Origin of the sequence: Pseudomonas sp. MWU16-30316, from assembly GCF_020515645.1 — a bacterium.
Taxonomy (GTDB): Bacteria; Pseudomonadota; Gammaproteobacteria; order Pseudomonadales; family Pseudomonadaceae; genus Aquipseudomonas; species Aquipseudomonas cerasi.
On record NZ_JAIZAZ010000001.1, the window covers coordinates 1,312,456 to 1,328,397 of the forward strand.

Sequence of the window (15,942 nt, forward strand, 5' to 3'; positions counted from 1 at the left end):
GAACTATCGACCCGAGGAAATTGCCCCTTTGATAACAGGACTCGCATGTATAATACCGGCCGAAACCGGACCAGCCGCCATTAACTTCTCTTCATGTAACGGCCGTATCAACCCCGACTTGAACCGCGTTTTACTCCGTATGTGTCTGTTTTGGCACATTTCGCGACGCAAAGCACTGGAAACGCTCGATGATCCCAGCCACCCCATTTTTGCAAGCGACGGCTCTGGCGTGTGAGCGGGACGGGCGGATGCTGTTCGAAAACCTCGATCTTCAGTTGCACACAGGCGACATGTTGCAGATCAGCGGTCCCAACGGCTGCGGCAAGACCAGCCTGCTGCGCCTGCTGTGCGGGTTGATGCAGCCAACGGTCGGGCAGGTAGTGCTCGACGCGCAGCCAGTGGGTCGTGAGCCCGCGGCACCGGGCAGCAAGCTGTTGTGGATCGGTCATGCGCCAGCGCTCAAGGATGTGCTGACGCCGCTGGAAAACCTGTCCTGGCTCAGTGCACTGCACCAGCCAGCCGATGCCGACGCCATAGCCACCGCCCTCGATGCGGTCGGCCTGGCAGGTTTCGAGGACGTGCCCTGTCACACCTTGTCGGCCGGGCAGCAGCGTCGCGTCGCGCTGGCGCGTCTGTATCTGCCGGGTCCGCCACTCTGGCTGCTCGACGAGCCGTTTACCGCGCTCGACCGCCAAGGCATCGAGCAACTGGAAAACCACCTTGCCGGGCACTGTGAACAGGGCGGCATGATTGTCATGACCACCCACCACAGCCTGAGCCGGGTGCCTGCGGGCTATCGGGACCTCGACCTGGGGCAGTGGTCAGCATGAGCAATGTGTTTGTCCTGCTGATGCTCCGTGAGGTGCGGCTGCTGGCGAGGCGTCCCGCAGAGCTGGCTAACCCACTGGTGTTCTTCGCGATCGTGGTCGCCCTGTTTCCGCTAGCGCTGGGACCGCAGACGCAATTGTTGCAAACCTTGTCGCCGGGGCTGGTCTGGGTGGCGGCGCTGCTGGCCGTGCTGCTGTCGCTGGACGGGCTGTTGCGCAGTGATTTCGAGGACGGCTCGCTGGAGCAGTGGGTCCTTTCGCCGCACCCGCTGGCCCTTCTGGTGCTGATCAAAGTGCTGGCACACTGGGTTTTTTCCGGGCTGGCACTGGTACTGTTGTCACCCTTGCTGGCCTTGATGCTCGGCCTGCCGGTGCAGTGCCTGCCGGTGTTGATGGTTTCACTGCTGCTGGGCACACCGGTGCTCAGCCTGCTGGGGGCATTGGGGACGGCATTGACCGTGGGGTTGAAGCGTGGCGGCCTGCTGCTGGCATTGTTGATACTGCCGCTGTATATCCCGGTGCTGATTCTGGGCAGCGGTGCGTTGCAGGCCGCGTTGCAGGGCATGCCGACGACCGGCTATCTGTTGTGGCTGGGCAGCCTGGCGGCGCTGGCGATCACCCTGACACCCTTTGCGATAGCCGCTGGCCTGAAGATCAGCATCGGCGAATAATTGTGGTTCCGGGATCGAGACTTCGATGCCGTTCAATACCCTGGATGTACCCTGATGAAAAGCAACGCCATGAAAAGCAGCATCGGTTGGGCCTGCCTGCACACGCTCGGCTCACCGAAAGGGTTTTATCGCGTCAGCGCACGCCTGCTGCCCTGGTTGAGTGTTGCCGCCGTGCTGTTGCTGGTCATCGGCATGGTCTGGGGCCTGGCGTTCGCGCCGCCGGATTACCAGCAGGGCAACAGCTTCCGGATCGTTTATATCCACGTACCTGCCGCGATGCTCGCCCAGTCCTGTTACGTCATGCTGGCCGTGTGCGGGCTGGTCGGGCTGGTCTGGAGAATCAAGCTGGCCGATGTCGCACTGCACTGCGCTGCACCTGTTGGCGCGTGGATGACCGTGCTGGCGCTGGCGACCGGCGCGATCTGGGGCAAGCCCACCTGGGGAGCATGGTGGGTCTGGGACGCGCGACTGACCTCGATGCTGATTCTGCTGTTCCTGTATTTCGGCCTGATCGCGCTGGGCAATGCCATCAGTAACCGCGACAGCGCCGCCAAGGCCTGCGCGGTGCTGGCCATCGTCGGTGTGGTGAACATTCCGATCATCAAGTATTCGGTCGAGTGGTGGAACACCCTGCACCAGGGTTCGACGTTCAGCCTCACCGAGAAGCCCGCCATGCCGGCTGAAATGTGGCTACCGCTGCTGTTCACCACGCTGGGTTTCTACTGCTTGTTCGGCGTGCTGTTGATGATGCGCATGCGTCTTGAAGTATTGCGTCGCGAAGCGCGCACGCAATGGGTCAAGGCCGAGATACTGCGCAGCCTGGGTCACTCAACCGCGCAGTCGGAGAACACGCTTTGAGTTTTGCATCGTTCAGCGACTTTCTTGCCATGGGCCGCCACGGCGTGTTTGTCTGGTCGGCCTACGGTCTGTGCCTTGTGGTACTGCTGGTCAACGTGGCGCTGCCGCTATGGGCACGGCAGCGGTTTATGAAACAGCAGGCGCGTCGCATGAAGCGGGAGAATCGCCCGTGAACCCGTTGCGCAAAAAACGCTTGTTGATCATTGTCGCGCTGCTGGCCGGTGTCGGTCTGGCCGTGACCCTGGCCCTCAGCGCTTTGCAGGAAAACATCAACCTGTTCTACACCCCCAGCCAGATCGCCAATGGCGAGGCACCGCTGGATACGCGCATTCGGGCTGGCGGCATGGTCGAAAAGGGCTCATTGCAGCGCTCGGCCGATTCGCTGGACGTGCGTTTTGTGGTCACCGATTTCAACAAGTCGGTGACCATCACCTACCGAGGCATTCTTCCTGATCTGTTTCGTGAAGGGCAGGGCATCGTGGCGCTGGGCAAACTCAATGCACAGGGCGTAGTGGTGGCTGATGAAGTACTGGCCAAGCATGACGAGAAATACATGCCCCCCGAGGTCACCAAGGCGCTGCGTGACAGCGGTCAGGCGGCACCGGCTGCGTCTTCCACACCCGTCAAACAGGGTTGACCGATGATTCCCGAACTCGGCCAGCTGGCCATGATTCTGGCATTCTGCTTTGCGCTGGTGCAGGCCATCATTCCGCTGATCGGCGCATGGCGCGGTGATCGCTTGTGGATGAGCCTTGCCCGTCCGGCAGCCTGGGGCCAGTTCAGCTTTCTGATCTTCGCCTTCGGTTGTCTGACCTACGCGTTCATGGTCGACGACTTCTCAGTCGCCTACGTTGCACAGAACTCCAACACCGCGCTGCCCTGGTACTACAAATTCAGCGCCGTGTGGGGTGCGCATGAAGGTTCGCTGCTGCTCTGGGCGTTGATTCTTGGTGGCTGGACCTTCGCCGTGTCGGTGTTTTCCCGGCAACTGCCGCAGGTGATGCTGGCGCGGGTCCTCGCCGTGATGGGCATGATCAGCCTGGGTTTTCTGTCGTTTCTGATCCTCACCTCCAACCCGTTCGCGCGTCTGTTGCCGCAGATGCCTGCCAACGGACGTGATCTGAACCCGCTGTTGCAGGACATTGGCCTTATCGTGCATCCGCCGATGCTGTACATGGGCTATGTCGGCTTCTCCGTGGCCTTTGCATTCGCCATCGCTGCCTTGCTCGGCGGCCGACTCGACGCCGCCTGGGCGCGTTGGTCCAGGCCGTGGACGCTGGTGGCCTGGGCCTTTCTCGGCATCGGCATCAGCCTTGGCTCGTGGTGGGCGTATTACGAACTGGGCTGGGGCGGCTGGTGGTTCTGGGACCCTGTGGAAAACGCCTCGTTCATGCCCTGGCTGGTGGGCACTGCGCTGATTCACTCGCTGGCGGTCACGGAAAAACGTGGCGTGTTCAAGAGCTGGACGGTATTGCTGGCCATTGCTGCGTTTTCTCTGAGCCTGCTGGGCACTTTCCTGGTCCGTTCCGGAGTGCTGACCTCCGTTCACGCCTTTGCCTCGGACCCGGCGCGCGGCGTGTTCATCCTGATGTTTTTGCTGTTCGTGGTCGGCGGTTCGCTGACCCTGTTTGCGATTCGCGCACCGGTGGTCAAAAGCCACGTCGGGTTCGGTCTGTGGTCGCGGGAAACCCTGCTGCTGGGCAATAACCTGTTGCTGGTGGTTGCCGCGTCCATGATTCTGCTGGGCACCCTTTATCCGCTGGTGATCGATGCCATGAGCGGCGCCAAGATGTCGGTCGGCCCGCCTTACTTCAACACGCTGTTCGTGCCGTTGATGGGCCTGTTGCTGGCGGTCATGGCGGTCGGTGTACTGGTGCGCTGGAAGGACACACCACTGAAATGGCTGCTCGGCATGCTGGCCCCGGTACTGCTCGGCAGCGTCGTTCTGGCAGTGCTGGCCGGTCTGCTGCTGGACGATTTCCAGTGGGCGGTGCTGGCCGCTCTGATGCTTGCCGCCTGGGTGCTGCTGGCCGGGGTTCGCGACCTGCTCGACAAGACCCGCCACAGGGGGCTGCTCAGTGGCGCACGCAGTCTGACCCGCAGCTACTGGGGCATGCAGCTGGCGCACCTTGGCATTGTCGTGTGCGCGCTGGGCGTGGTGCTGTCGAGCCAGAACAGCGCCGAGCGCGATTTGCGCATGGCCCCCGGCGAATCCACCGAACTGGGTGGGTATACCTTTGTCTTCGAGGGCGCCCGGCATTATGAAGGGCCGAACTTCACCTCGGATCGGGGCACCGTTCGTGTGTTACGCAACGGCGTTCAACTGACCGAACTGCACCCGGAGAAACGCCTCTACACCGTGCAGCAATCGATGATGACCGAGGCGGGCATCGATGCCGGTTTCAGTCGCGACCTGTATGTCGCCCTGGGTGAACCGCTGGGCGATGGTGCTTGGGCTGTTCGGGTTCATGTCAAACCGTTTGTGCGCTGGATCTGGCTTGGCGGCCTGCTGACCGGTCTGGGCGGGGTGCTGGCGGCGCTCGATCGGCGTTATCGCACCCGGGTCAAGAACAAGGTGCGCGAGGCGTTGGGTCTGTCGGGAGCTGCACAATGAAACGCTGGTTCATGGTACTGCCACTGGTGCTGTTTCTGGGCGTGGCGGCGTTGTTGTATCGCGGTTTGTATCTGGACCCCGCCGAGCTGCCCTCGGCACTGATCGGCAAGCCTTTTCCGGCGTTCTCGCTGCCGGCGGTGCAGGGCGAGCGGATGTTGAGCCGTGCCGATCTGCTCGGCAAACCTGCGCTGGTCAACGTCTGGGGCACCTGGTGCGTGGCCTGCCGGGTGGAGCATCCTGTACTGACCCGGCTGGCGCAGCAGGGCGTGCTGATCTACGGCGTGAATTACAAGGACGTCAACGCGGACGCGCTGAAATGGCTCAAGGAATTCCATGATCCGTATCGGTTGAATATTCGTGACCAGGAGGGCTCTCTGGGGCTCGACCTAGGGGTGTACGGCGCGCCGGAAACCTTCCTGATCGATGCTCAAGGCGTCATCCGTTACAAACACGTCGGGGTCATCGACGATGCGGTGTGGCGCGAAAAGCTTGCCGCGCGTTATCAGCAACTGGTCGATGAGGCGCGGCCATGAAGCGCTGTCTGTTGATCGTCCTGCTCGGCATGCTGTGTTCCGGTATTGCTCACGCGGCCATCGACGCTTATGCCTTTCGCGACGACGCCGAGCGCGCGCGCTACAGCGAACTGACCAGAGAGCTGCGCTGCCCGAAATGCCAGAACCAGGACATCGCCGACTCCAATGCGCCGATTGCCGCCGATTTGCGCAAGGAAATCTACCGCATGCTGGGCGAAGGGCAGAGCAATCAGCAGATCATCGATTTCATGGTCGATCGCTATGGCGATTTCGTTCGCTACAAACCGAGCCTGACTGCGCGTACCTGGCTGCTGTGGTTCGGGCCGGCCTGCCTGCTGGTCGGCGGGCTTGTGGTGATCGGGCTTATCGTTGGCCGCCGCCGCAAGGCACAATCCGCACAGGCCGACGGACTCTCCGAAGATGAGCGGCAGCGTCTTGCCACCTTGCTGGATGAGCACCGGCCATGATCGATTTCTGGATGGCAACCGGGCTGTTGCTGCTGGTCGCGCTGAGCTTTTTGCTGATTCCGCTGCTGCGCGGCCATCGCGCGCAACGGGAAGAAGACCGCACGGCTCTGAACGTGGCGTTGTATCAGGAGCGACTGAGCGAGTTACAGGTTCAGCACGAGCAGGGCGTGTTGTTGACGACGCAATTGCAGGCTGCACGTGCCGAAGCAGCGCGCGAGCTGCTCGCCGACACCGAAGGCGCAGAGCCTGCCCGGACATCGCGTCTGGGCAAGCCCTTGCTGGTGCTGGCTGCGGTGCTGGTCCCGGTGTTGGGACTGGCGGGCTATCTTCAACTGGGTGCCAGTGACCGGGTTGAATTGAGTCGCGAATTCGCTCGACCACCGACCTCGCTGGCAGACATGACCCAGCGCCTTGAGCGCAGCGTGCAGGCTCAGCCGGATTCCGCCGAAAACCTCTATTTTCTGGCGCGCAGCTATATGGCGCAGAACCGCCCCGGTGATGCCGCGCAGATGTTCGAGCGTTCGGTGGCGCTGGCCGGAAGGCAGCCCGAGTTGCTCGGGCAATGGGCTCAGGCGCTGTATTTCGCCCGCGACAAGCACTTCACGCCACAGGTGCAGGCGCTGACCGACGAAGCGCTGCAGGCTGACCCCAGGGAAGTTACCAGCCTTGGCCTGCTCGGGATTGCCGCGTTCGAAACACAGCGCTATCAGGCGGCCGTGGATTATTGGACCCGGTTACTTGCCGCACTGCCCGCAGATGACGCGTCGCGTTCGGCACTGGAAGGCGGCATTGCCCGCGCCAGAGATAACCTTGCCAAACGCGCTGCAGACGCGGCGCCAGCAGTGAAGGCGAAGTCGATAAAAATTCATGTCGAGCTGGCTCCCGGGCTTCAAGGCAAAGTAAGGCCGAGCGACAGCGTGTTCATCTTCGCCCGCGCCATCAATGGCCCGGCGGCACCTCTGGCGGTCAAACGCATTACCGTGGCGGACTTGCCTGCCGACGTGGAACTGAGCGATGCCGATGCGATGATGCCGCAACTGAACCTGTCGAACTTCGCGCAAGTCCAACTGGTTGCGCGAGTGTCTCGCGCGGGGCAGCCAACCACCGGTGAGTGGGTCGGCCGCAGTCAGCCTCTGGCCAGTGATACTGCGGCGCAGCAGGCATTGACCATCGACAGTCCGGATAACTAGAGAAATCGCTTATGTACCGTACCGCACGCATCACCTTGTTGGGTCTGGTCGTTGGCCTGAGTGCCTGTGCTGTCCAGCATCCGGCACCGCCTCACAGTCAGGATCCGATTCTTAACCTGCCGGGTGGCCAACAGCCCGGCGCGCCGCGTCCGAGTACCGCACCTTCGGAGCCTGCCAAGGCACCTGCCGCAGCGCCGAAGACCTCGGCCAGCTTCGCGCCGCCACCGGGTGGCGGCAGCCATTGGGACCCGCGCCTGGGCGTGTACGTGATGGACGATCAGCCCAACACTTTCTATCGCCAGCGCACCTATTACCAGTGGAATGACGGCTGGAGCTGGGCAACCAGCCCCAACGGTCCGTGGCAGGCGACCGATGTCAGTGGTGTACCGGCAGGGCTGGGCAAACAGTTCAGTAAATGATTCAGGCTTCAACAAAAACGGCGACCTCGAAGGTCGCCGTTTTGCATTGCCTGAGCGGCTTATTTACCCGGATAGATCTGGTCGAACACCCCACCATCGATGAAATGGGTCTTCTGCACCGTGCGCCAGTCACCGAAGGTTTTCTCCACCGAGAGGAAGTCCACTTTCGGGAAGCGATCGGTGTACTTGGCCAGCACCGCCGGATCACGTGGGCGCAGGTAGTTTTTGGCAGCGATTTCCTGGCCCTCCGGGGACCATAGGTAGTTGAGGTATTCCTCAGCCAGGAGGCGGGAGCCTTTCTTGTCCACGACCTTGTCGACCACACTCACCGGTGGCTCGGCTTCTGCCGACACGGAGGGATAAACCACTTCGAACTGATCGCGACCGAATTCGCGGGCAATCATTTCCGCTTCATTCTCGAAGGTGACCAGCACGTCGCCGATCTGGTTGGTCATGAATGTCGTGGTCGCGCCACGGCCGCCGGTATCAAGCACCGGCACATGGCTGAACAGATCACCGACGAATTTCTTCGCCGCCGCTTCATCGCCACCTTTTTTCAGGGTGTAACCCCATGCCGAGAGGTAGGTGTAGCGACCGTTGCCCGAGGTTTTCGGGTTGGGCACGATGACTTCCACGCCATCCTTGATCAGGTCCGGCCAGTCTTTGAGGGCCTTCGGATTGCCCTTGCGCACAATGAACACCGTGGCCGACGTGAAGGGCGCGCTGTGGTTCGGCAGGCGGCTGACCCAGTCTTTCGGCACCAGCTCGCCGTTGTCGGCCAAGGCGTTGATGTCGGTGGCCATGTTCATGGTGATCACGTCAGCCGGCAGCCCGTCGATGACCGAGCGCGCCTGCTTGCTCGACCCGCCGAAGGACATCTGCACGGTCACCTCTTCATTCTTCTCGGCTTTCCAGTGTTTCTGGAAGGCGCTGTTGTAGTCCTTGTAGAAATCACGCATCACGTCATAAGAGACGTTGAGCAGCGTTGGAGCTGCCTGGGCAGCGCTGGCAAAAGCCAGGCCGGCGGCCAGTAGCGAGGCGGCGAAGAGTTTATTCACTGCAGGGTCCTTGAGATGAAGAGTCGTGTGACAAGCCTGATGGCGTAATGCCGCGACACTATCAGCATCGCGCCTGCGGTTTAAAGACCGAAAAGATCTTTGCTTATGCCTTGTGCTCGGTTTTTTTGAACAATTGATTGCCACATCTTGAGCAGAACGCCGCGCCATGCTCGTGAAGGTTTTTCGAGCACACGGGGCAGTCGTGTTTCAGTTGCTCGCCGCGCATGGCATTGGCCAGCTCGGCGGTGAATATCCCGGTAGGCACGGCGATGATTGAGTAGCCGGTAATCATCACCAGCGAAGAGAGCATCTGGCCGAGCGGGGTCTTGGGCACGATATCGCCAAAGCCCACCGTCGTCAGGGTCACGATAGCCCAGTAAATGCCCTTGGGAATACTGGTGAAGCCATGCTCTGGGCCTTCGATCACGTACATCAGCGTGCCGAACACCGTGACCAGTGTAGACACGGTGACCAGAAACACGATGATCTTCTGCTTGCTGCCACGCAGCGCCGCCAGCAAATAGTTGGCCTGGCGCAGGTAGGTGCCGAGCTTGAGCACCCTGAAGATCCGCAGCATACGGATGATCCGCACGATCAGCAGGTATTGCGCATCGCTGTAATAGATCGACAGCACGCCGGGCACGATGGCCAGCAGGTCCACCAGCCCGTAGAAACTGAATGCGTACTTCAGCGGCCGTGGCGAGCAATAGAGGCGCAGGATGTATTCGATGGCGAACATCAGCGTAAAGCCCCATTCGATCCATGCGAAAAGCATCGCGTAATCACGATGAATACTCTCGATGCTGTCGATGATAGTGACCAGCAGACTGAGCAGAATCGCGACCAGCACCGCCTTGTCAAACATCCGCCCGGCAGGCGTATTGGCCTCGAAAATAACAATATGCAACCGCTCGCGGCGGCTGAGAGAGCTGTCCATGGTGCTTCCCGAATCAAAGATCGGGTGAGCCTAGGAGCATGGATCGGCAAGTGCAAGCACACAAGCGAGCTTGCTCGCGAAGAGGTCGTTACAGCCGCGTAAAGGTGACCTGAGCCGACCCCCAATCCACCTGATATCGCAGAACCGCCGTGTGACGCAGTGCATCACGAACTACATTCCCACGCTGGAGCGTGTGAACGATAATCCGGGTAGTGACTGACACGGGGAGTAAACATGCAGTATGCAGGCGAAGGCTTTTCTCTCAGGATATTGGCATTTGATGATGCCGAGCTGATCAGCCGTTATGAAAACACCCATCGCCAGCATCTGCAGCCCTGGGAACCGCTAAGGGACGATGACTATTTCATCCTCGAAAACACCCGATCAAGGGTCCAGCAGCAATGGGAAAGCATGCAGACCGGCAGCGCGGTCTTTTTCCTCATAACAGCTCCGGGCGGCGAATTGCTGGGACGCTGCAGCTACACCAACATCGTGAGAGGCGCTTTCCAGGCCTGCAACCTCGGCTTCTCACTGGCAGAAACCGCTCAGGGGCGTGGCTTGATGAAAAGATCGCTGGAAGTCACCAATCGCTACTGTTTCGAACAGATGGGGCTGCATCGAATTATGGCCAGCCACATGCCAGCCAATGTACGCAGCGAGCGACTTCTGCAATCACTCGGCTTCGAAAAGGAAGGGCACGCGCGCGCCTACCTGAAAATTGCCGGTGTCTGGGAAAATCATGTCCTCAGAGCACTGATCAATCCGAACCACGCCTGATGGCGTGGCGAACGCGCATCCTACTGCTGCGCCACGTCATCCTTCTCCCAGCCGCCGCCGAGAGCCAGAAACAGATTGATCTGACCCATCGCCACCTGCGTGTTGGCCTCTGCCATCTGCGCGCGTACGTCGGTGTAAGTGCGCGTGGCTTGCAGGTCGGCGAGGAACGAGGCGCGCCCGGCCTGATAGAAGCGGTGCGTCTGGTCAGCCGCTTCTTTGGCAGATTGCTCGGCTTCTCTGAGGGCGTCGCGGCGGTCGAGCAGGGCGGTGTATTGCGCCAGGCCAGTCTGGGTTTCACGGATGGCGTTGAGCACCACACCATCAAAGCGCGCAAGGGCCGCCTGCGCCGAGGCTTCGGCTTGATGGATGCGGGCGCGCGAGCCATTTGAAGGGATGGTCCAGTTCAGCAGCGGGCCGAAGCCCCAGCGATTGGCCGCCGGTTTGCCGAGGTTCTCGATCAGGCCGGTGGTGCCAATGCTCGCGCCGATGCTGATGTCCGGATACAACTCGCCGGTGGCAACGCCGATCTCGGCAGTCGACATCGCCAGATGGCGTTCAGCCTGACGCACATCCGGGCGGCGTTTGAGCAGTGCTGCTCCGTCGCCCACAGGAATGACCTGCGCAATCTGCGGCAACTGGTTGCAGGCGCTTACCCCGGCGGGCAGTTGCTCGACAGGTTTGGCCAGCAACATCGACAGGCGAAACATCGCGGCCTGACGGCGCGCTTCGTAACGGGGCATTTCGGCGCGCAATGACTTGAACTGCGTCTGCGAACGAGTGACCTGGGTTTCATCGCCACGCCCGGCATCGCGCAGGCGCTGGTTGAGGGTCACGCTCTGTTGTTGCAGGTCCAGCGATTCGCGGGCGATATCGAGCTCTTCGTTGGCGGCACAAATCTGCGTGTAGGCGCGCACCACATCGGCGACCACTGTGATACGTGCCGTATCCACCGCCGCCTGATTGGCATCGACATTGGCCTGCGCCGCCTCGATGCCACGCTGCAAGGTGCCGAACAGATCGAACTGGTACGAAGTGGTCAGACCCACGTCGCCGACATTGGCCACCGGCACCTTGTCGGTCAGCAGAAACGCCTCGCCGGACTCCTGCACGCGCTGAGCGCCGATCTTCGCGCCGTTGGTAAAGCCGCCAGCCGCCTCGGCTTCCGAGGTCTGATAGCGAGCACGCTGCAGGTTGGCGGCGGCGATGCGCAGGTCGGTATTGGAAGCGATGGCCTGGCGCACCAGCTCATCCAGCCGCGCATCCTGATACAGACGCCACCAGTGCGCCGGCACCGGGGCGGAAACCGTGTTGACCGAGCGGCCCGCCAGTTCACCCTGCAGGTCCGGACGGTTGATCGCGCCCTCCTTGGGCAACCGGTAATCCGGGCCGACCATCTGGCAGGCCGACAGCAAGGCGGTAAAGCCGAGCGCGGCCACGCGTAAAGCACGTTTCATCGGCTGCGCTCCTGCGTGTCGTCGATGATCGACACCGTCGCGGTACGTCCGGCAATCATGCGGAAGTCGGCGGGCACGTCATCGAAGGCGATCCGCACTGGAATCCGCTGCGCCAGACGCACCCAGCTGAAAGCCGGGTTGACGTTGGGCAGCAGGTTCGAGCCACTGCTGCGGTCGCGGTCTTCGATACCGGCAACGATGCTCACCACATGGCCGGTCAGCCGCGCGTTGTCGCCGATGACGCGGATGTCGACGCCCTGGCCGACATGGATGCCATCGAGCTTGGTTTCCTCGAAATAGCCGTCGATGTGGAACGACGTCGAATCAACCACCGAAAGCACTGGACGCCCGGCAGTGACGAACTCATGTTCGCGGGGCGCGCGGTCGTTGAGGTAGCCGTCCACCGGGCTGCGTATTACCGAGCGATCCAGGTTCAACTGCGCGGCGTCCACTGCAACCTTTGATTCGCCCAGTGCGGAAAGGGCTCGGGCTTCGCGTGACTGGCTTTCTTCCAGTTGTTCGCGGGCGACCAGATTGCCCAGGCCACGGTTACGTTTGTTCTCACGGCGTGCCTGCTCCCAGGTTTCCTGACGTTCGGCGACCGTCGCCTGCGCCTGGCGCAGTGCCAGACGGAAGCGGTCCTGATCGATGGTGAACAGGACCTGGCCCTTGTGCACGGGCTGGTTGTCAGTGACTTCGACCTTCTGGATCAGCCCGGAGACGTCCGGTGCGATTTGCACGATGTCGGCGCGGATATGCCCGTCGCGCGTCCACGGTGCATACATGTAATACATCACCATGCGCCATACGACCACGGCGGCCAGGGTGACAACCAGCAGGGTCAGGACCACGCGGCCCAGTGTCAGTATCGGTTTTTTCATGTCATCAGGTATCGACTTAGAGTATCCACGGCGCCGAGCAACAAAGCGTATAGACCTACGTTGAACAAAGCCCGGTGCCAGACCAGACGGTAGAAGTGGGCACGCGACAGCACCGCATGCACGACAAGAAACAGCAGATAGGCGATGCCCATCATCGCCAGAAACGTGGGGATGAAGATCCCGCTGATATCCAGATCACCGATCACAGGGGCGCTCCATCGATGTTATGCGGCAGTTGTTCGGTCAGTTCCCCGCCCACGGTGACGATCTCGACCCCCGGCAGCAGCGCCAGGCGCAGGCCGCTGAGAGCATGCAGCAGGTGCAGTCGGGCCGGGTTGTCGCCCATCTCCTGATCGGTCAGTGAACGGCGTGCGCGGTCCATGGCCATCAGCAGGCCTCTGGGCGCGGGCAGTCGTTCACCGGCCTTGCGGCACTGTTTGAAATAGCCGCTGACTTCGTCGATCACCTGACGCAGCAATACCTGAGCCGCAGGCGTGGCGCGGCGGGTGTAGGCCAGCAGGTCGAGCATGTTCAGCGCGACGCGCAGCTCACGCAGGGCAATCCCGGTGTCCTGAGCGGTGAGCGTCAGGCGCGGCAATTGCTGCATCAGGCGGTCGAGCATTTGCACGCCCATGCGCCGGTGTTCGGCCAGAGAAGCGTTTTCACTGAGGCTGGCAATGTCACGCCAGCTGAAACGGGTCAGACGCTTGACGGCCAGTTCGACGCCGAACGGGCGGAACACCAGGGTCCAGATGAAGGCGAACAACAGCCCGGCAGGACCCGCCAGGTTGGAGTTGAGGAAGTTCATGAAGTCCGCGTCATAAGCGCTCTGGATGCTGATGAACGACGAGGTGTTGACGATGGTCAGCAGCGTGCCGAGAAAGAAGCGCGGTTGCACGGTCAGGGTACCGACGCAAATGAACGGCACGGAAAAGGCCAGCACCAGCATCGGGAAGTCATGCAGGTTGGGCAGCACCACGAACAGGTACAGGCTGGCGAACACTACCGAGAGCAGGGTCCAGAAGAAGAACCGGTAGATTTGCGGAGCAGGGTCGTCCATGGCAGCGAAGAAGCTGCACGACACCGCTGCCAGTGCCACGGCACTTGCGCCGTCTTTCCAGCCGAGCAGAATCCATAACACCGACGCAGCAATGATCGCCAGTACTGTCGAAGTCACCGAATAGAGCATCAGGCCGCGGTCGAGAAACGGGGTCAACCGGCCCAGGCGCCAGTGGCGATAGACCGCGCGCCACTGTGACTGATCGTCGGTCTTGATCGCGTATTGCAGGGTTCGGCAATCCAGCCACAGGTCGATCCACTCACCCAGCCTGAACAGCGTATTGGATAGCAGCAGTTGATCGCGATCGTCCAGTTGCGCGGAATCTGGTTGCAGGCTCTGCAAGTCGTGGTGCAACTGTTGCCATCCTTCCAACTGCGGCGCGTCGGCAGTGCTTTCGAGCCAGTCACAAGCCTTTTGCAACAAGGGCTTGATGCTGGCCAGCAGCTCGGGCGTGCGCCGCTCCAGCGCCCACAGCGCGTCATCCAGCGCATCGATGACCGGCAAGAGGTGGATCATCCGGCCGCGCAGTTCATTGGCGTTGCGCACGGTTTGCTTACGGGCGCCTTCGTGGCTCAACTGGCCGATCATCATTTCCAGCGAGTTGAAGCTGCCGACCATCGAATTGCGCAGCGTGCCGATTTCTTCGGGCTGACAGGTACGGCTGATAAAGCGCTGACTGTAGGTCGCGGCATCACTGAACCATTTCTCCGTGGTGGCCTGAAACACAGGTGCCAGGCGCCTGGGCCAGAACATCGCACCTACGACGGCGGCGCAGATGATGCCGAGAAAAATCTCTTCGGTACGCGACACCGCGATGTCGAACACAGCCTGCGGGTTGTCGACCACCGGCAGCGAAATCAGCGGCATGGTGTAGCCGGCCAACATCAGGGCGTAGCTGTTGGCGGTGCGCAAGTGCAGGGACAGAAACAACAGGGTCCCGGTCCACAGCCCGACCACGATGGCCAGCAACAAGGGCGTTTGTACGAACATCGGCACCAGCAGCACCGACGCCGCTGCACCGGCCAACGTCCCGGCCGCTCTGTACAGCGCCTTGGAGCTGGTCGGGCCGACGAAGGGGCTGGAGACGATGTACACCGTGGCCATCGCCCAGTAGGGGCGGGGCATTTCCATCAACAATGCGATGTACAGCGCCAGCATCGACGCGCCGAAGGTGCGCACACCGTAGAACCAGTCACGTGCCGGCGGAACGCTGGAGAAAAATCCGTTCAAGCCTGGCCCCCGTGTTCGCGCTGCGCCGCATCAGCAAAGGCCTGTAACACACGCAAGGTGGCCTCCAGATCGGCAGGCTGCAGACCTTGCAGCACTTCGGCGCGCAAGCGGGTCAGCTCGGCTTCGATGGAGCAGGCCAGTGCGCGACCTTTGCGAGTCAGGCTCAAGGCCTTGGCGCGGCGGTCATTCGGGTCTTCAGTGCGGCAAACGATATCGGCCTTGCACAACTGGTCGAGCAGACGCACCAGCGTCGGGCTCTCCATGCCAGCCGCCTGGGCGACTTTCACCTGATGTGCGCCATCGCCCAGACGCGCAATGGCCAGCAACGGACCTGCGCAGGCTTCGGAAATGCCATAGGTCACCAGCGTGTTCTGGCAGATGCGTCGCCATTGGCGAGACGCGGCCACCAGGCCACAGCTGATTGTCCGATGCAGGGATTCGACAGACATGGAAACACCAGGAATTTAGTTAGGAGCGATATTGTTAGCAGGGAGATAAATAGCTTGCTAACTAATATCTCGTAACAACTGCTTACAGTCAACCCGAAGCCGCCCGGCGGAGGCGCTTTTTTAACCCGGCGAAAGCGTATTTCGAGGCAGCGCAGCGTTGATGAAGGGGCGCCTTTGTCAGTTTCAAGTGCCATAAGTTCATTTTCCATGAAGATAATTGCTACCGTCTGTCGGTAATTTGCGGCTTTTTGCGCTGTATCGGCCTCGATACATTCAAAAAAATGACGCGCTTCGCAAAACACTTCTTCACGTTAATCAACGCTTGCAGCTTGGTGGTGGCACATAGCTTCATCGCAACAATTGATATCGCAATGATGGCATCGGCTATATTTAGACGTTTTGTTGACGCCAAAGCATTGTCGATGCTGTTTAAAAAATAAACGATTCAGCCGATAGTCTGGATGACCAAACGGGCCAGCACACCCGTTCCAGAGCCATTCAGTTGGTGCGCGATGCG

18 protein-coding genes are annotated in these 15,942 nt (G+C 61.1%); 11 read left to right on the forward strand and 7 right to left on the reverse strand.

The window, feature by feature from the left end; translation table 11 throughout:
- Positions 1 to 188: 188 nt before the first annotated feature.
- The 10 genes from ccmA to LCH65_RS06125 are packed head-to-tail and all read left to right on the forward strand — an operon-like array spanning position 189 to position 7,579.
- Positions 189 to 830 carry a cytochrome c biogenesis heme-transporting ATPase CcmA gene (gene ccmA / locus LCH65_RS06080; RefSeq protein ID WP_032609920.1) on the forward strand — a complete coding sequence of 214 codons (642 nt, stop codon included), beginning with the start codon at positions 189 to 191 and terminating at the stop codon, positions 828 to 830.
- Positions 827 to 1,498, forward strand: coding sequence for a heme exporter protein CcmB (ccmB, locus tag LCH65_RS06085; protein WP_065349480.1), 672 nt, complete (start codon positions 827 to 829; stop codon positions 1,496 to 1,498). Before ccmA ends, ccmB begins: the two co-directional genes overlap by 4 nt.
- 54 nt (positions 1,499 to 1,552) lie before the next feature.
- Positions 1,553 to 2,356: a heme ABC transporter permease gene (locus LCH65_RS06090; RefSeq protein WP_226439231.1), complete on the forward strand. Its 804-nt coding sequence runs from the start codon at positions 1,553 to 1,555 to the stop codon at positions 2,354 to 2,356.
- On the forward strand, positions 2,353 to 2,529 hold the full coding sequence (gene ccmD, locus LCH65_RS06095) for a heme exporter protein CcmD (RefSeq protein WP_226439232.1): 177 nt from the start codon (positions 2,353 to 2,355) through the stop codon (positions 2,527 to 2,529). Before LCH65_RS06090 ends, ccmD begins: the two co-directional genes overlap by 4 nt.
- Positions 2,526 to 2,993, forward strand: a complete 468-nt coding sequence (ccmE, locus tag LCH65_RS06100) for a cytochrome c maturation protein CcmE (RefSeq protein ID WP_003370285.1) — start codon at positions 2,526 to 2,528, stop codon at positions 2,991 to 2,993. The genes ccmD and ccmE overlap by 4 nt, the downstream gene beginning before the upstream one ends.
- A gap of 3 nt (positions 2,994 to 2,996) precedes the next feature.
- Positions 2,997 to 4,970 carry a heme lyase CcmF/NrfE family subunit gene (locus LCH65_RS06105; RefSeq protein WP_226439233.1) on the forward strand — a complete coding sequence of 658 codons (1,974 nt, stop codon included), beginning with the start codon at positions 2,997 to 2,999 and terminating at the stop codon, positions 4,968 to 4,970.
- A complete protein-coding gene (locus LCH65_RS06110; protein ID WP_187810170.1) occupies positions 4,967 to 5,503 on the forward strand; it encodes a DsbE family thiol:disulfide interchange protein in 537 nt (178 codons plus the stop codon). Before LCH65_RS06105 ends, LCH65_RS06110 begins: the two co-directional genes overlap by 4 nt.
- A complete protein-coding gene (locus LCH65_RS06115) occupies positions 5,500 to 5,970 on the forward strand; it encodes a cytochrome c-type biogenesis protein (RefSeq protein ID WP_074808734.1) in 471 nt (156 codons plus the stop codon). The genes LCH65_RS06110 and LCH65_RS06115 overlap by 4 nt, the downstream gene beginning before the upstream one ends.
- A complete protein-coding gene (gene ccmI, locus LCH65_RS06120) occupies positions 5,967 to 7,160 on the forward strand; it encodes a c-type cytochrome biogenesis protein CcmI (RefSeq protein ID WP_003370294.1) in 1,194 nt (397 codons plus the stop codon). Before LCH65_RS06115 ends, ccmI begins: the two co-directional genes overlap by 4 nt.
- Positions 7,161 to 7,171: 11 nt before the next feature.
- Positions 7,172 to 7,579, forward strand: a complete 408-nt coding sequence (locus LCH65_RS06125) for a hypothetical protein (protein ID WP_003370296.1) — start codon at positions 7,172 to 7,174, stop codon at positions 7,577 to 7,579.
- Positions 7,580 to 7,638: 59 nt separating this feature from the next.
- On the opposite strand, the gene LCH65_RS06130 is transcribed toward LCH65_RS06125, so the two are convergent.
- Positions 7,639 to 8,637, reverse strand: coding sequence for a sulfate ABC transporter substrate-binding protein (locus LCH65_RS06130; RefSeq protein ID WP_058397967.1), 999 nt, complete (start codon positions 8,635 to 8,637; stop codon positions 7,639 to 7,641).
- 103 nt (positions 8,638 to 8,740) lie between these two features.
- Positions 8,741 to 9,574 carry an ion transporter gene (locus LCH65_RS06135; RefSeq protein WP_003370300.1) on the reverse strand — a complete coding sequence of 278 codons (834 nt, stop codon included), beginning with the start codon at positions 9,572 to 9,574 and terminating at the stop codon, positions 8,741 to 8,743.
- A 234-nt stretch (positions 9,575 to 9,808) separates the two neighbouring features.
- On the opposite strand from LCH65_RS06135, the gene LCH65_RS06140 reads away from it, so the two are divergent.
- Positions 9,809 to 10,351: a GNAT family N-acetyltransferase gene (locus LCH65_RS06140; protein WP_072366902.1), complete on the forward strand. Its 543-nt coding sequence runs from the start codon at positions 9,809 to 9,811 to the stop codon at positions 10,349 to 10,351.
- Between the two features lie 20 nt (positions 10,352 to 10,371).
- On the opposite strand, the gene LCH65_RS06145 is transcribed toward LCH65_RS06140, so the two are convergent.
- Genes LCH65_RS06145 through LCH65_RS06165 form a run of 5 tightly spaced genes read right to left on the reverse strand, consistent with a single transcriptional unit; the run spans position 10,372 to position 15,425 of the window.
- A complete protein-coding gene (locus tag LCH65_RS06145) occupies positions 10,372 to 11,805 on the reverse strand; it encodes an efflux transporter outer membrane subunit (RefSeq protein ID WP_003370304.1) in 1,434 nt (477 codons plus the stop codon).
- Positions 11,802 to 12,686 carry an HlyD family secretion protein gene (locus LCH65_RS06150; protein ID WP_003344172.1) on the reverse strand — a complete coding sequence of 295 codons (885 nt, stop codon included), beginning with the start codon at positions 12,684 to 12,686 and terminating at the stop codon, positions 11,802 to 11,804. The genes LCH65_RS06145 and LCH65_RS06150 overlap by 4 nt, the downstream gene beginning before the upstream one ends.
- Entirely contained in the window at positions 12,683 to 12,892 is a 210-nt protein-coding gene (locus LCH65_RS06155; RefSeq protein ID WP_003315925.1) for a DUF1656 domain-containing protein, read from the reverse strand. The genes LCH65_RS06150 and LCH65_RS06155 overlap by 4 nt, the downstream gene beginning before the upstream one ends.
- Positions 12,889 to 14,976 (reverse strand): FUSC family protein, encoded by a 2,088-nt coding sequence (locus LCH65_RS06160; RefSeq protein WP_003370307.1) that lies wholly within the window; start codon positions 14,974 to 14,976, stop codon positions 12,889 to 12,891. Before LCH65_RS06160 ends, LCH65_RS06155 begins: the two co-directional genes overlap by 4 nt.
- Positions 14,973 to 15,425, reverse strand: a complete 453-nt coding sequence (locus LCH65_RS06165) for a MarR family transcriptional regulator (protein ID WP_226439234.1) — start codon at positions 15,423 to 15,425, stop codon at positions 14,973 to 14,975. The genes LCH65_RS06160 and LCH65_RS06165 overlap by 4 nt, the downstream gene beginning before the upstream one ends.
- Between the last annotated feature and the right edge of the window lie 517 nt (positions 15,426 to 15,942).

What these genes read in the sequence shown, in the direction of transcription:
- ccmA (WP_032609920.1), top strand. Translation starts at nt 189, where the DNA reads ATGATCCCAGCCACCCCATTTTTGCAAGCGACGGCTCTGGCGTGTGAG.
- ccmB (WP_065349480.1), top strand. Translation starts at nt 827, where the DNA reads ATGAGCAATGTGTTTGTCCTGCTGATGCTCCGTGAGGTGCGGCTGCTG.
- LCH65_RS06090 (WP_226439231.1), top strand. Translation starts at nt 1,553, where the DNA reads ATGAAAAGCAACGCCATGAAAAGCAGCATCGGTTGGGCCTGCCTGCAC.
- LCH65_RS06105 (WP_226439233.1), top strand. Translation starts at nt 2,997, where the DNA reads ATGATTCCCGAACTCGGCCAGCTGGCCATGATTCTGGCATTCTGCTTT.
- LCH65_RS06110 (WP_187810170.1), top strand. Translation starts at nt 4,967, where the DNA reads ATGAAACGCTGGTTCATGGTACTGCCACTGGTGCTGTTTCTGGGCGTG.
- LCH65_RS06115 (WP_074808734.1), top strand. Translation starts at nt 5,500, where the DNA reads ATGAAGCGCTGTCTGTTGATCGTCCTGCTCGGCATGCTGTGTTCCGGT.
- ccmI (WP_003370294.1), top strand. Translation starts at nt 5,967, where the DNA reads ATGATCGATTTCTGGATGGCAACCGGGCTGTTGCTGCTGGTCGCGCTG.
- LCH65_RS06125 (WP_003370296.1), top strand. Translation starts at nt 7,172, where the DNA reads ATGTACCGTACCGCACGCATCACCTTGTTGGGTCTGGTCGTTGGCCTG.
- LCH65_RS06135 (WP_003370300.1), bottom strand. Translation starts at nt 9,574, where the DNA reads ATGGACAGCTCTCTCAGCCGCCGCGAGCGGTTGCATATTGTTATTTTC.
- LCH65_RS06140 (WP_072366902.1), top strand. Translation starts at nt 9,809, where the DNA reads ATGCAGTATGCAGGCGAAGGCTTTTCTCTCAGGATATTGGCATTTGAT.
- LCH65_RS06145 (WP_003370304.1), bottom strand. Translation starts at nt 11,805, where the DNA reads ATGAAACGTGCTTTACGCGTGGCCGCGCTCGGCTTTACCGCCTTGCTG.
- LCH65_RS06150 (WP_003344172.1), bottom strand. Translation starts at nt 12,686, where the DNA reads ATGAAAAAACCGATACTGACACTGGGCCGCGTGGTCCTGACCCTGCTG.
- LCH65_RS06165 (WP_226439234.1), bottom strand. Translation starts at nt 15,425, where the DNA reads ATGTCTGTCGAATCCCTGCATCGGACAATCAGCTGTGGCCTGGTGGCC.